The sequence below is a fragment of the Pseudomonas sp. 1L-E-NC-VB-C3 genome (assembly GCF_057291535.1).
The window spans coordinates 48806-63131 of the sequence record NZ_JBXAWD010000021.1; the positions used below are offsets into that span (position 1 = coordinate 48806).

General features: G+C 59.9%; 15 protein-coding genes. All 15 read left to right on the top strand.

Going from position 1 to position 14326, the window contains the following annotated elements; translation table 11 throughout:
• Window position 1: 1 nt before the first annotated feature.
• A complete protein-coding gene (gene mltG / locus AC0Z5Z_RS25340) occupies window positions 2–1171 on the top strand; it encodes an endolytic transglycosylase MltG (protein WP_315436004.1) in 1170 nt (389 codons plus the stop codon).
• A gap of 19 nt (window positions 1172–1190) precedes the next feature.
• Window positions 1191–1823: a dTMP kinase gene (gene tmk / locus AC0Z5Z_RS25345; RefSeq protein WP_056788253.1), complete on the top strand. Its 633-nt coding sequence runs from the start codon at window positions 1191–1193 to the stop codon at window positions 1821–1823.
• The gene (locus AC0Z5Z_RS25350) at window positions 1816–2799 is read left to right on the top strand and encodes a DNA polymerase III subunit delta' (protein WP_095181625.1); all 984 of its coding nucleotides are present in this window, start codon (window positions 1816–1818) and stop codon (window positions 2797–2799) included. The genes tmk and AC0Z5Z_RS25350 overlap by 8 nt, the downstream gene beginning before the upstream one ends.
• A gap of 42 nt (window positions 2800–2841) precedes the next feature.
• Window positions 2842–3198 (top strand): PilZ domain-containing protein, encoded by a 357-nt coding sequence (locus AC0Z5Z_RS25355; RefSeq protein ID WP_016770983.1) that lies wholly within the window; start codon window positions 2842–2844, stop codon window positions 3196–3198.
• A gap of 15 nt (window positions 3199–3213) precedes the next feature.
• Window positions 3214–4005: a TatD family hydrolase gene (locus AC0Z5Z_RS25360; protein ID WP_485611797.1), complete on the top strand. Its 792-nt coding sequence runs from the start codon at window positions 3214–3216 to the stop codon at window positions 4003–4005.
• A gap of 351 nt (window positions 4006–4356) precedes the next feature.
• Entirely contained in the window at window positions 4357–4995 is a 639-nt protein-coding gene (locus AC0Z5Z_RS25365; RefSeq protein ID WP_016770981.1) for a TetR/AcrR family transcriptional regulator, read from the top strand.
• A gap of 138 nt (window positions 4996–5133) precedes the next feature.
• The gene (locus AC0Z5Z_RS25370) at window positions 5134–6102 is read left to right on the top strand and encodes a GTP 3',8-cyclase MoaA (protein ID WP_076563802.1); all 969 of its coding nucleotides are present in this window, start codon (window positions 5134–5136) and stop codon (window positions 6100–6102) included.
• Window positions 6103–6267: 165 nt separating this feature from the next.
• Window positions 6268–6873, top strand: coding sequence for a DUF4823 domain-containing protein (locus tag AC0Z5Z_RS25375; protein ID WP_016770979.1), 606 nt, complete (start codon window positions 6268–6270; stop codon window positions 6871–6873).
• Window positions 6874–6887: 14 nt separating this feature from the next.
• Window positions 6888–7448, top strand: a complete 561-nt coding sequence (locus AC0Z5Z_RS25380) for a DUF1285 domain-containing protein (RefSeq protein WP_252878696.1) — start codon at window positions 6888–6890, stop codon at window positions 7446–7448.
• Window positions 7449–7641: 193 nt separating this feature from the next.
• Entirely contained in the window at window positions 7642–8358 is a 717-nt protein-coding gene (locus tag AC0Z5Z_RS25385; RefSeq protein ID WP_041479437.1) for a FadR/GntR family transcriptional regulator, read from the top strand.
• 134 nt (window positions 8359–8492) lie between these two features.
• On the top strand, window positions 8493–9368 hold the full coding sequence (locus AC0Z5Z_RS25390; protein ID WP_095181628.1) for an SMP-30/gluconolactonase/LRE family protein: 876 nt from the start codon (window positions 8493–8495) through the stop codon (window positions 9366–9368).
• A 270-nt stretch (window positions 9369–9638) separates the two neighbouring features.
• Window positions 9639–10457 (top strand): SDR family oxidoreductase, encoded by an 819-nt coding sequence (locus AC0Z5Z_RS25395; protein WP_056788270.1) that lies wholly within the window; start codon window positions 9639–9641, stop codon window positions 10455–10457.
• A gap of 137 nt (window positions 10458–10594) precedes the next feature.
• Window positions 10595–11599, top strand: coding sequence for a substrate-binding domain-containing protein (locus AC0Z5Z_RS25400; protein ID WP_016770973.1), 1005 nt, complete (start codon window positions 10595–10597; stop codon window positions 11597–11599).
• A gap of 53 nt (window positions 11600–11652) precedes the next feature.
• A complete protein-coding gene (gene araG, locus AC0Z5Z_RS25405; protein WP_236168407.1) occupies window positions 11653–13200 on the top strand; it encodes an L-arabinose ABC transporter ATP-binding protein AraG in 1548 nt (515 codons plus the stop codon).
• 12 nt (window positions 13201–13212) lie between these two features.
• Window positions 13213–14181 carry an L-arabinose ABC transporter permease AraH gene (araH, locus tag AC0Z5Z_RS25410; protein ID WP_122507882.1) on the top strand — a complete coding sequence of 323 codons (969 nt, stop codon included), beginning with the start codon at window positions 13213–13215 and terminating at the stop codon, window positions 14179–14181.
• Window positions 14182–14326 lie beyond the last annotated feature (145 nt).

Sequence of the window (14326 nt, forward strand, 5' to 3'; positions counted from 1 at the left end):
CGTGAGACGTAAACTTTTGCTGCTGCTGGAAACCGGACTGGTTCTGGCAGGGCTGCTGTTGGGCGCCAGCGCCTGGAAAATTCATTCGGCGCTGGAACAGCCCCTGAACATCCCGCAGGAACAACTGCTGGATGTGCCGAAAGGCTCTACACCGACCCGTACCTTCCTTGAACTCGAAACCGATGGCGTCATCAAGGACGCGTTCTGGCTGCGCGTCTACTGGCGCTTCAATCTCGCCGGCACACCGATTCACAGCGGCGAGTACCGCATGCAGCCGGGCATGACCGTCAACGGTCTGATCGACTCGTGGAAGCGTGGCGACGTGGTTCAGTACAGCCTGACCCTGGTCGAAGGCTGGACTTTTCATCAAGTGCGCGCCGCCCTGGCCAAGGACGACAAGCTCGAGCAGACCCTCAATGGCCTGAGCGACAGCGACGTGATGGCGAAGATCGGCCACAAAGGCTTGTTCCCGGAAGGTCGGTTTTTCCCGGATACCTATCGCTTCGTGCGCGGCATGTCCGATGCCGAGCTGCTGAAAAAGGCCTTTGATCGTCTCGATGAAGTGCTCGCCAAAGAGTGGGCGCAGCGTTCTGCCGATGTGCCTTACAGCGAACCTTATCAAGCGCTGATCATGGCCTCGCTGGTCGAGAAAGAGACTGGCGTTCCGCAGGAGCGCGGGCAGATTGCCGGCGTCTTTGTACGGCGCATGGCGCTGGGGATGCAGTTGCAGACCGATCCGACGGTGATTTATGGCCTCGGTGATCGCTACACCGGCAAACTGACCCGCGCACATTTGAAAGAGCCGACGCCTTACAACACCTACGTGATTCCCGGCTTGCCGCCGACGCCGATTGCGATGGTCGGGCGCGAAGCGATTCATGCTGCGCTCAACCCGGTGGAAGGCAGCAGCCTGTATTTCGTCGCCCGTGGCGATGGCAGCCATGTGTTCTCCGATGATCTGGATGCGCACAACAACGCAGTGCGCGAATACCAGCTCAAGCGTCGTGCCGATTACCGTTCCAGCCCGGCACCAGTAACCGCGCCGGCCACCGATGAGGCGATTCCGGCGGCCTCGCCGAACACCGCGCCCGAGGCGCTGCCGCAAGTGCCGCCGCAAGAACCTGCGCCAGCCCCGGAACCGGACGCCGCTGCACCGCAGAACGCGCAATGACTTTGATGAAGGACTGCCTGTGACTGGCTTGTTTATTACCCTGGAAGGCCCGGAAGGCGCGGGCAAGAGCACCAATCGCGAATACCTCGCCGAGCGCCTGCGCGCCGCCGGTATCGAAGTGCTGCTCACCCGTGAGCCTGGCGGTACGCCGCTGGCCGAGCGGATTCGTGACGTGTTGCTGACCCCGGCCGACGAAGTGATGCACCCGGACGCCGAGCTGTTGCTGATGTTCGCCGCGCGCGCCCAGCATCTGGCCGAGGTGATTCGCCCGGCGCTGGCCCGTGGCGCTGTGGTGCTGTGTGATCGTTTCACCGACTCGACATACGCCTATCAGGGCGGCGGTCGTGGTTTGTCACTGGAGCGCATTGCTACGCTGGAAACTTTTGTGCAGGGCGACTTGCGGCCCGATCTGACCTTGATTTTCGACCTGCCCGTTGAAATCGGCCTGGCCCGCGCCAGTGCCCGTGGTCGCCTGGACCGTTTCGAACTCGAAGGCCGGGCGTTTTTCGAGAACGTGCGCAATGCGTTCCTGAAACGCGCCGAAGCCGACCCGTCGCGCTACGTGCGCATCGATGCCGGTCAGCCATTGGCCAAGGTCCAGCAATCGCTGGACACCTTGCTACCGAATTTGCTGGAGCTGGCCCGTGGCTGAGGCCTATCCATGGCAGGACAGCCTCTGGCAGCAACTGGCCGGACGCAGTCAGCATGCCCACGCGTATCTGCTGCACGGTCCGGCCGGGATCGGCAAGCGTGCGCTGGCCGAACGCCTGATGGCGAGCCTGCTGTGCCAGCGTCCGACGCCTGAGGCGTGCGGCGAGTGCAAATCCTGCTTGCTGCTCAAGGCCGGCAGTCATCCGGACAATTACATCCTGGAGCCGGAAGAGGCGGACAAGGCGATCAAGGTCGATCAGGTTCGTGATCTGGTCAGTTTCGTCGTGCAGACCGCGCAGCTCGGCGGGCGCAAAGTGGTGTTGATCGAGCCGGTCGAGTCGATGAACATCAACGCTGCCAACGCCTTGCTCAAAAGCCTTGAAGAGCCGTCCGGCGATACCGTGCTGCTATTGGTCAGCCATCAGCCGAGCCGTTTGTTGCCAACCATCAAGAGCCGTTGCGTGCAGCAGGCCTGCCCGCTGCCGGGCGAGGCGATGAGCCTGCAATGGCTGGCCCAGGCGCTGCCGGATTGCGCGGAGGAAGAGCGCGTCGAACTGCTGACCCTCGCCGCCGGGTCGCCGCTGATGGCGGTCAGCCTGCAATCGCAAGGTGTGCGTGAACAGCGCGCGCAAGTGGTCGAAGGCGTGAAGAAGTTGCTCAAGGGCCAGCAATCGCCGACGCAACTGGCGGAAGAGTGGAAAAGCATTCCGATGCTGCGTCTGTTCGACTGGTTCTACGACTGGTCGAGCCTGATCCTGCGCTATCAACTGACTCAGGACGAAGCCGGTCTCGGCCTGGCCGATATGCGAAAGGTCGTGCAGTACCTGGCCCAGAAAAGCCCGCAGGGTAAAGTGCTGGATATTCAGGATTGGATTCTCGCCCAGCGACAGAAAGTGCTGAGCAAGGCCAACCTCAATCCGGCCCTGTTGCTGGAAGCATTGTTGGTGCAATGGGTGGGATTGCCTGGTCAAAGATAAGAATGTGTACCTAGACTCTGAAGATCAGCAGTGGAGGTGAACATGATTGAACCTGTCAGCCCGGGGCCGCGTAACGGCATCTTGTCCCTGACCATCAAGGACAAGTCGGTGCTCTACGCCGCCTACATGCCGTTCATCAAGAATGGCGGACTGTTCATCCCGACCAACAAAAGCTACCGGTTGGGCGACGAGGTGTTCATGCTGTTGCACCTGATGGATGAAGCGGAAAAAATTCCGGTCGCCGGCAAAGTCGCCTGGATCACCCCCAAAGGCGCACAAGGCAATCGCGCCGCCGGTGTCGGTGTGCAATTCAACGACGGCGACGACACCGCGCGCAGTCGCATCGAAACTCATCTGGCCGGAGCGCTGAAATCCGACCGTCCCACTCATACGATGTAAGTTGCAGTCCTTTTTATGCTCGTAGATTCCCATTGTCACCTTGACCGTCTCGACCTCGCCGCCCATGACGGCTCGCTGGATGCCGCACTCGCTGCGGCCCGTGAGCGCGGGGTCGGACACTTTTTGTGCATTGGCGTCAGCGCCGACAACGCCGCCGACGTCAAAGCCCTCGCCGAGCGTTATGCCGATGTCGATTGCTCGGTCGGCGTGCATCCACTGGATGTGCAGCCGGGCGCGGCACCGGCGCTGGACTGGCTGCTGCACGAACTCGATCACCCGAAAGTGGTGGCGATCGGCGAAACCGGTCTCGACTATCACTACGAGCCGGAAGCTGCCGAGTTGCAGCAGGAGTCGTTTCGCCTGCATCTGCAAGCGGCGCAGCAGACCGGCAAACCGGTGATCATCCACACTCGCGGCGCCCGTGCCGACACCCTCCAACTGCTGCGCGAAGCGGCGCTGCCCCAGGCCGGTGTGTTGCATTGCTTCACCGAGGACTGGGAAATGGCCAAAGCGGCGCTGGACATGGGTTATTACATTTCCCTGTCGGGCATCGTCACGTTCCGCAATGCCGACGCCTTGCGTGACGTGGCGAGCAAGGTGCCGGCCGATCGCCTGCTGGTGGAAACCGATTCGCCGTATCTGGCGCCGATTCCGTATCGCGGCAAGCCGAACCTGCCGCAGTACGTGCGCGAAGTGGCGGAGTTTCTGGCGATGCTGCGTGGTGAGAACTACGAGCGCTTTGCCGAGCAGACCACGGAAAACTTCAAGCGCTTGTTCCCGCTGGCGAGTGTTAAATCTGCCGTATGACCGCAGGCCAAATCGCAGGCAAAAAAAACCCGGGTTCTGGGGGGTGAATCCGGGTTAAGACCATTAGGAGTAAAACAAAGGCACGCGGTCCGTTGGTACCTTTACCGGCACGACACTTGGGGGAGATGTCGCCCGACAGTTCAAGTATTGATCAGTCTGGCGTGCAGTCCAGTGAGCGGGTCGGGGTTTTTAAACAAATTTGGAATACGTTTGCTTCAGTTGAGTTCTCATTGCACCCGATTCGTTCTCGAAATGAACAAGAAACACAGATTTGGTCGATGAACCGTGCTTTTTTGCGCAAGTTAGGCATAATACGCGGCTTCGAATTTTGACCCTTCAGACCTTTTTCTTATGCATAAAGAACCTCGTAAGGTCCGTGAATTTCGTCGCCGCGAGCAGGAAATTCTCGATACCGCGCTCAAGCTGTTCCTCGACCAGGGTGAAGACAGTGTCACCGTCGAGATGATTGCTGATGCCGTGGGTATCGGCAAAGGCACGATCTACAAGCACTTCAAATCCAAGGCCGAGATCTACTTGCGCCTGATGCTCGATTACGAGCGCGATCTGAACGAGCTGCTGCATTCGGCCGATGTCGACAAGGACAAGGAAGCGCTGTCCCGCGCCTACTTCGAATTCCGCATGCGCGACCCGCAGCGCTATCGCCTGTTCGACCGTCTCGAAGAGAAAGTGGTCAAGGGCAATCAGGTGCCGGAGATGGTCGAGGAACTGCACAAGATCCGTGCCTCGAACTTCGAACGCCTGACCCTGCTGATCAAGGGTCGCATCAGCGAAGGCAAGCTCGAAGACGTGCCGCCGTACTTCCACTACTGCGCATCCTGGGCGTTGGTGCACGGCGCGGTGGCGCTGTATCACTCGCCGTTCTGGAGCAACGTGCTGGAAGATCAGGAAGGCTTCTTCCAGTTCCTGATGGACATCGGCGTGCGCATGGGCAACAAGCGCAAGCGCGACCCGGAAACGCCGAGCACATAAGTCATTCAGCGGGCTGATTGCGCCGTGTTTTCACAACATGGCGCAATAGCACAGGAATATACTCAGGCATAGGGCTTGCTAAAACCTGATTTCTCAGTCAAGTTTTGCTTGCTCGATTTTCTTTCGCCGGAGTGTTTCATGATCGTTGACCGTCAAGGCAGGCGTTTTCGCAATCTGCGCATCAGCCTGACCTCTGCCTGCAATTACGCCTGTACCTACTGCGTGCCCAACGGCAAGCGGTTGGTCGCTGCGCAGGATGAGCTGTCGGCCGAAGCCATGGCGCGCGGCGTCGAATACCTGATCGAAGCGGCCGGCATCGAGCGCCTGCGCATCACTGGCGGCGAGCCACTGGTCAGCCCCAAACTCGAATCGTTCATGACTGCCGTCGGCCAGATGGGCCTCGACGACATCAGCCTGACCACCAACGGTCAACTCCTTGCGAAAAAACTGCCGCTGCTGGTCGATGCCGGTCTGCGCCGGATCAACGTTTCCCTCGATACTCTTGATGCCGCGGCTTTTCGCAGCATCGCCCGTGGCGGCGATCTGGCCAGCGTGCTCGATGGCATGGATCAGGCTGCTGCTGCCGGGATGAAGATCAAGGTCAACATGGTGCCGTTGCGCGGGCAGAACCTCGATCAGGTCATGCCGCTGCTCGACTACTGTCTGGAGCGCGGCTTCGAACTGCGTTTCATCGAGCTGATGCGCATGGGCCATCTGGCCAAGGATTCCAATGCCTTCCTGCAGCAGTTCGTCAGCCTTGAGCAGTTGCTCGGCCTGATCGGCGAACGTTATGAATACGCCCAGACCGACGCACCGGTGGACGCCACGGCCGTTCGCTATGCGATTCCCGGTCGCGGCAATTTCGGGGTGATCGCCAACGAAAGTGTGCCGTTCTGCCGCACTTGTTCGCGGTTGCGCCTTTCGTCGACCGGTTGGCTGCATGGCTGCCTGTCGTCGAGCAACCGCCACTATGTCGGCGATCTGCTCGACAAGCCGCGCCACCAGGCGTTGCCGGCGCTGCAACGTTTGCTGGTCAAGGCGTTGGGTGACAAGCAGGAGGTGGCGTTCTCTGGCGGCGCTACTGTCATGAAGATTATTGGCGGTTGAAGAACCGCTTTCGCGAGCAGGCTCGCTCCCACAAATGGAATGCATTTCCCTGTGGGAGCGAGAGTGCTCGCGAAGGCCTCTATCACTGAATTTGCCGAGCTGGCGCAAAAGCTGCATTCAACGGCCATTCGCCGGTTTTCCGACACCGGCTTCTGGAGGAATAGGATGCGTAGCCTGGTTTTGCTGCTGGCCGTTTTGGCGCTTGGTGGCTGCATGAATGTCAGCGATATGGCCGAAGGCACTCGCTATCACATGAGCGATGCGGGGCTTCTGGACCATAGCGACAGCCGCCGGGTGAACAATCTCCGCATTCAGCCGGACTCGTTCATCTTTATCGCCCAGGGCGCGTTCGCGCCACCGGGTGGTTCCTACCCACGGCCGAACGTGGTCGCCGAAGAAGCCTTCAAGGGCTTTGTCGAATACTTCCCGATGGTCCGCCGCGCCCGTGCGCCGGAAGGCCTCGACCAGGCCATGGGTGAAGCCCGTGATGCCGGCGCGCATTATCTGCTCTACACACGATTCGCCAAGGCAGACGACCGCATCGGCAACTCCGATGAGTGGCTGGACCAGGAAGCCGTGGATCGCCTCGGTATCGATGGCGGCGTGATTCAGATCATGTTGATCGAGACCAGCACCCAGTATTTGATTGATACTGCACGGATCAAGAGTCGTGGCGGTTTACTGACGTTCCATGATTCCAAACCCGAAGACCTCATCGGTCCGCCGCTGGCGCAATACGCACGCAGCCTGCTGGGGATCGGCGACCAGTAATCAAGGAGTACGCCATGAGTGACCCGCAAACAGCCAATGACCTGCTGGGGCAGATCCCCAAGACCAAAGGCCTGCCACCGGTGCATTTGTGGAACCCGGATTTCTGCGGCGACATCGACATGCGCATTGCCCGTGACGGCACCTGGTACTACCTGGGTACGCCGATCGGGCGCAAGCCGATGGTCAAACTGTTCTCCACCATCATCCGCCGCGACGGCGATGATTATTTCCTGATCACCCCGGTCGAGAAGGTCGGGATCAAGGTCGATGACGCGCCGTTCGTGGCGGTTGCCGTTGACGTGGAGGGGGAGGGCGAGGCGCAGGTTTTGCGCTTTACCACCAACGTCGAGGAAACCACCGAAGCGGGGACTGAGCATCCGCTGCGTGTCGAGATCGATCCTGAGACTCAGGAGCCTGCGCCCTATGTGCATGTGCGCAGCAACCTTGAAGCGCTGATTCACCGCAATGTGTTTTACCAGTTGGTGGAACTGGCGGTGAGCCGCGAGATCGATGGTCAGCGCTGGTTGGGCGTGTGGAGCGGCGGCGAGTTCTTTCGCATCGGCCTGGAACCCTGACACAACATTAAAATGTGGGAGCGAGCCTGCTCGCGAACGCGGTGTATCAGTCGCCAGCAATGTTGACTGACACGACGCTTTCGCGAGCAGGCTCGCTCCCACAATGGTTTGTGCAAGCTTAAAAAAATCCGGTTGACTGTTATTCGTATGATGATTAGCGTAGGCACCCATCGCGATTCGCCTTGAGGTGTACATGTCCAGCAGCTTTCATGCGTCGACCGTTGACTGGCTGGGCAGCTGGATTGCGGCCGGTCAGGTCAAGCCGGGGCAGACCATCAAGGTCGAGGCGGATCTGGGCGAGCAGCTTGGCGTCAGCCGCACAGTGATTCGCGAAGCCATCAAAACCCTCGTCGCCAAAGGCATGCTCGAAGTCGGACCGAAGGTCGGCACGCGGGTGTTGCCAGTACGGCGCTGGAATCTGTTCGATCCGCAGGTGGTCGGTTGGCTATCGCGCAATGGGTTGCCGGAAAACTTCGTCGATGACCTGCTGGATTTGCGCCGCACCATTGAGCCGATGGCGGTGCGCTGGGCCTGTGAGCGGGCGACACCGGAGCAGATCGAAGCGGTACAACTGGCTTTCAATGCGCTGGAACGTGCAGTCGACAGCGGCGTTGATTACAACCGTGCCGACCAGGCCTTCCACGAATGCATTCTGGCCGCCAGCCATAATCAGTTCATCGAACAAATGGTCCCGGCCCTCGGTGCGTTGCTGGCGGTGTCGTTCGAAGTCTCCGCCGCCGACCCCGATGAACTGCGCCGCACCTTGCCGATCCATAAAGACATGGCCGATGCCATCGCCGCGCGCGATTCGACCCGTGGCGTGTGGGCGTGCATGACCTTGATCGACAATGCCGATCTGGCGATAAAACGCTTTTACCCGAAAGTCATGGCGGACCGCAAAGCCAGCTAAGACCGAAAATTCCCTGTGGGAGCGAGCCTGCTCGCGAATGCGTCAGGTCAGATACATCATCATTGACTGACACGCCGCCTTCGCGAGCAGGCTCGCTCCCACATTGGAAACAACAAGAACATGAAGGATTCCAGATGACCTGCACCGCCCTGACCCAACACCGCGCGCAACTCGGCGAAGGCCCGTTCTGGGATGCGCCGACCCAGGCGTTGTACTGGGTCGATATCGCCGGTAAACAAGCGTTGCGCCTGATCGGCCAGAACGTGCAGATCTGGCAGATGCCCGAGCACATCTCCGCCTTCATTCCCTGCGCCAGCGGCGATGCGCTGGTGACATTGAGCAGTGGTGTCTACCGGCTCGATCTCGATTCGCCCGGCCTCGAGCCACGTTTGACGCTGTTCTGTGTCGCCGACCCGCAACCGGGCAACCGGCCCAACGAAGCTCGTTGCGATGCCTTGGGCCGGTTGTGGTTGGGCACCATGCAGAACAACATCGGCGAGCACGGCGAGGATCTGCCGCTGGTGCGCCGTTCCGGTGGCCTGTTCCGTATCGATCCCGATCAGCGCGTCACACCGCTGCTGCTCGGCCTGGGCATTCCCAATACCTTGTTGTGGAGCGACGACGGCACCACGCTGCTGTTTGGTGAAAGTCTCGACAGCACGCTCAATCGATATTTCATCCGCACCGACGGCAGTCTCGATGCGCCGCAGGTGTTCTACTCGTCCGATCAACACGGTGGTCCCGATGGCTCGGCGATGGACGCCGAAGGCTACGTGTGGAATGCACGCTGGGACGGCAGTTGCCTGCTGCGCCTGACGCCGGACGGGCAGGTGGATCGCAAAATCGATCTGCCGGTCAGTCGCCCGACCAGTTGCGTTTTCGGTGGCGAAGACTTGAAAACCTTATTCATCACCAGCGCCAAGAGTCCACTGAATCATCCATTGGATGGCGCGGTGCTGAGCATGCGCGTCGACGTTGCAGGAAAACTCTGTACGCGTTTTGCTGGTTAAATCCCAAAATATGGGATGCAAAATTATATATTGAGATTATTTGGCGGTCGGGTTTATAGTCGGCTCCAGCAGTAACACGCACTCACACTTAAAAAGAACAAAACAGGTGAAGTGATGCAGCGAATTCTTGGTGCCCGCGCCAGCGGGATCCGCCTTTCGTCACGGCTCAATGCCGTTGACGACGCATGCCTGTCTGTTTTTCCCAGCCGTCAGAACCGGACATCCACCGATGGCCGGTTTTTTTGCGCCTGCGTGCGGGAGGCCTGAGCCATGGCTGAAGCGCTGACATTGCCGCAAGTGTCGGCCCCGCCGAAAGGCGAGCGTCTGAAAAACAAGGTCGTGCTGTTGACCGGGGCCGCTCAGGGCATCGGCGAAGCGATTGTCGCCGCCTTCGCCGCGCAGCAAGCCAGATTACTCATCAGCGACATCCAGGCCGACAAGGTCGAGCAGGTCGCCGCTCACTGGCGCGATCAGGGCCATGACGTGCAGGCGCTCAAGGTCGACGTATCGAATCAGCAGGATCTGCATGCCCTGGCCCGACGCGCCGTGGAATTGCATGGCCGCATCGATGTGCTGGTCAACTGCGCCGGGGTCAATGTGTTCCGCGATCCTTTGCAGATGACCGAAGAGGACTGGCGCCGCTGCTTCGCCATCGATCTGGACGGCGCCTGGTATGGCTGCAAAGCCGTGCTGCCGCAGATGATCGAGCAGGGCGTGGGCAGCATCATCAACATCGCCTCGACCCATTCCAGCCACATCATTCCTGGCTGCTTCCCGTACCCGGTGGCCAAGCACGGCTTGCTCGGCCTGACCCGTGCACTCGGCATCGAATACGCGGCCAAAGGCATTCGCGTCAACGCCATCGCGCCGGGCTACATCGAAACGCAGCTGAACGTTGATTACTGGAATGGCTTTGCCGATCCGCACGCCGAGCGGCAGCGCGCCTTTGACCTGCACCCGCCCAAGCGCATCGGCCAGCCGATCGAAGTGGCGATGACGGCGGTGTTTCTGGCCAGCGATGAGGCACCGTTTATCAATGCTTCGTGCATCACCATCGATGGCGGCCGCTCGGTGATGTACCACGACTGAATAAAACGGATTTCCAGCGCTGAACTACGCTTGAAATCCAATCATCATACGATATGACTATTTTCAAACAGCTTCACTGAGAACACGCTTCAACGCTTTTCAAACCTTGCTCAAAAAAAATAACAAGGAGTCATCTGATGAAACGTCGTTTCGGGATTCGTACCCTGTGCAGCACTGCCCTGGCGGTCACTGCGTTCAGCCTGAGCAGTGCGCTGCTCGCCGCCGACGCGGTGAAGATCGGTTTTCTGGTAAAGCAGGCCGAAGAACCGTGGTTCCAGACCGAATGGGCTTTTGCCGAAAAAGCCGCCAAGGACAAAGGCTTTGAACTGATCAAGATCGCGGTGCCGGATGGCGAGAAGACCCTCTCGGCCATCGACAGCCTCGCCGCCAACGGCGCCAAGGGTTTTGTGATCTGCCCGCCTGACGTGTCCCTCGGCCCTGCCATCATGGCCAAAGCCAAGATCAACGACTTGAAAGTGATTGCCGTCGATGACCGTTTCGTCGACGCCAACGGCAAATTCATGGAAGACGTGCCGTACCTGGGCATGGCCGCGTTTGAAGTGGGCCAGAAGCAGGGCGCCGCCATGGCCGCCGAAGCGAAAAAGCGTAACTGGGACTGGAAAGACACCTACGCGGTGGTCAACACCTATAACGAACTCGACACCGGCAAGAAGCGCACCGACGGTTCGGTCGATGCGCTGAAGAAGGCCGGCATGCCCGAGGATCACATCCTCTTCGCCGCACTGAAAACCCTCGACGTACCGGGCAGCATGGACGCCACCAACTCGGCGCTGGTGAAACTGCCGAGCGCGGCGAAGAACCTGATCATCGGCGGCATGAACGACAACACCGTGCTCGGCGGCGTGCGCGCCACCGAAGCGGCCGGTTTTGCCGCGAGCAACGTGATCGGCATCGGCATCAACGGCACCGACGCCATCGGCGAGTTGAAAAAGCCTAACAGCGGCTTCTTCGGTTCGATGCTGCCAAGTCCGCACATCGAAGGCTACAAGACCGCCGAGATGATGTACGAGTGGATCACCGCCGGCAAAGAGCCGCCGAAGTACACCGCCATGGATGACGTCACCCTGATCACCCGCGAAAACTTCAAGCAAGAGCTGGAAAAAATCGGCTTGTGGAACTGAGGCAGCGACGGCCCGGGCAGCCGGGCCGTTTTTCGGTGTGAAGAGGTGGCTTTATGCACGCGCAAGTACAGACACAAGAACAACACGGCGCCAGCGGCAGCCTGCGCTTCAACGGGATCGGCAAGACCTTTCCCGGCGTGAAAGCGCTCGACGGCATCAGCTTCGTCGCCCATCCCGGCCAGGTTCATGCCTTGATGGGCGAGAACGGCGCGGGCAAATCGACCCTGCTGAAGATTCTCGGTGGTGCTTACATACCGAGCAGCGGCGAGCTGCAGATCGGCGAGCAGGCGATGGCGTTCAAGTCCACCGCCGACAGCATCGGCAGCGGCGTCGCGGTGATTCACCAGGAACTGCATCTGGTCCCGGAAATGACCGTGGCCGAGAACCTGTTTCTCGGCCATCTGCCGGCCAGTTTCGGCTTGATCAATCGCGGTGAGCTGCGTCAGAAGGCCTTGAATTGCCTGAAGGGTCTGGCGGACGAAATCGATCCGCAAACCAAGGTCGGACGCTTGTCGCTGGGTCAGCGGCAACTGGTGGAAATCGCCAAGGCGCTGTCGCGCGGCGCTCACGTCATCGCTTTCGACGAACCGACCAGCAGCCTCTCGGCGCGGGAGATCGATCGCTTGATGGCGATCATCGGTCGCCTGCGCGACGAAGGCAAAGTGGTGCTCTACGTTTCCCATCGCATGGAAGAAGTCTTCCGCATTTGCGACGCCGTCACCGTCTTCAAGGACGGCCGCTACGTACGTACATTCGACGACATGAGCCAGTTGACCCACGATCAACTGGTGACCTGCATGGTCGGCCGCGATATTCAGGACATCTACGATTATCGCCATCGCCCGCGCGGTGCCGTGGCGCTGAAGGTCGACGGCCTGCTCGGTCCGGGCTTGCGCGAACCGATCAGTTTCGAAGCGCACAAAGGCGAAATCCTTGGCCTGTTCGGGCTGGTCGGGGCAGGGCGCACCGAGCTGTTTCGCCTGCTCAGCGGCCTGGAGCGCAACACCGCCGGCCGCCTCGAATTGCGCGGCCATGAGCTGAAACTGCGCTCGCCGCGTGATGCGATTGCCGCCGGCATTCTGCTCTGCCCGGAAGATCGCAAGAAGGAAGGCATCATCCCCCTGGCCAGCGTTGCCGAGAACATCAACATCAGTGCCCGCGGTGCGCATTCCGGGCTTGGCTGCCTGATCCGCGGCTTGTGGGAAAAGGGCAACGCTGACAAGCAGATCAAGGCCCTGAAAGTGAAAACCCCGCACGCTGGCCAGCAGATCAAGTTCCTTTCCGGCGGCAATCAGCAGAAGGCCATTCTCGGCCGCTGGCTATCGATGCCGATGAAAGTCCTGCTGCTCGACGAACCGACCCGTGGCATCGATATCGGCGCCAAGGCCGAGATCTACCAGATCATTCATAACCTCGCCGCCGACGGTATTTCGGTGATCGTGGTGTCCAGCGATCTGATGGAAGTGATGGGCATTTCCGACCGCATCCTGGTGCTGTGCGAAGGCGCCCTGCGCGGCGAAGTCAGCCGCGACCAGGCCAATGAATCCAACCTGCTGCAACTGGCTTTGCCACGCCACCGCGCTGACGGCGTGGCGAACTGAGAGGTGACTATGATGACTACGCAAAACGAAACCCTGCCGACCGAGCGCAAACCGCTGGACATGCGGCGCTTCCTCGATGACTGGGTCATGCTGCTGGCGGCGATCGGCATCTTTGTCGCCTGCACACTGCTGATCGACAACTTCCTCTCGCCGCTGAACATGCGTGGCCTGGGTCTGGCGATTTCCACCACCGGCATCGCCGCGTGCACCATGCTTTATTGCCTGGCATCCGGACACTTCGACCTCTCGGTCGGCTCAGTGATCGCCTGTGCCGGCGTGGTCGCGGCAGTGGTAATGCGTGACACCAACAGTGTATTTCTCGGGGTCAGCGCGGCGTTGGTGATGGGCCTGATCGTCGGGCTGATCAACGGCATCGTGATTGCCAAGTTGCGCGTCAATGCCTTGATCACGACGCTGGCGACCATGCAGATCGTTCGCGGTCTGGCCTACATTTTTGCCAACGGCAAAGCGGTCGGTGTTTCGCAGGAATCGTTCTTCGTCTTCGGTAACGGCCAGCTGTTCGGTGTGCCGGTGCCGATCCTGATCACCATTGTCTGCTTCCTGTTTTTCGGCTGGCTGCTGAACTACACCACGTACGGGCGCAACACCATGGCCATCGGTGGCAACCAGGAAGCGGCGCTGCTGGCGGGTGTCAACGTCGACCGGACCAAGATCATCATCTTCGCCGTGCACGGTTTGATCGGTGCGCTGGCGGGGGTGATTCTGGCCTCGCGGATGACTTCCGGGCAGCCGATGATTGGTCAGGGTTTTGAACTGACAGTGATCTCGGCTTGCGTGCTGGGCGGAGTTTCGTTGAGTGGTGGCATCGGCATGATTCGCCACGTGATTGCCGGGGTGTTGATTCTGGCGATCATCGAGAATGCGATGAACCTGAAGAACATCGATACGTTTTATCAGTATGTGATTCGTGGTTCGATTCTGTTGCTGGCCGTGGTCATTGACCGCTTGAAACAACGGTAACGTCAAAAGCTACCCCTCACCCCAGCCCTCTCCCAAAGGGAGAGGGGGCTGACCGAGGTGTCTTGCGTTCTACATCGACCTGAAAGATCGGGTCGATTGTGGATTCGCTAAAGCAACATCATTTCGGCGCATTTCCTGAGCACTC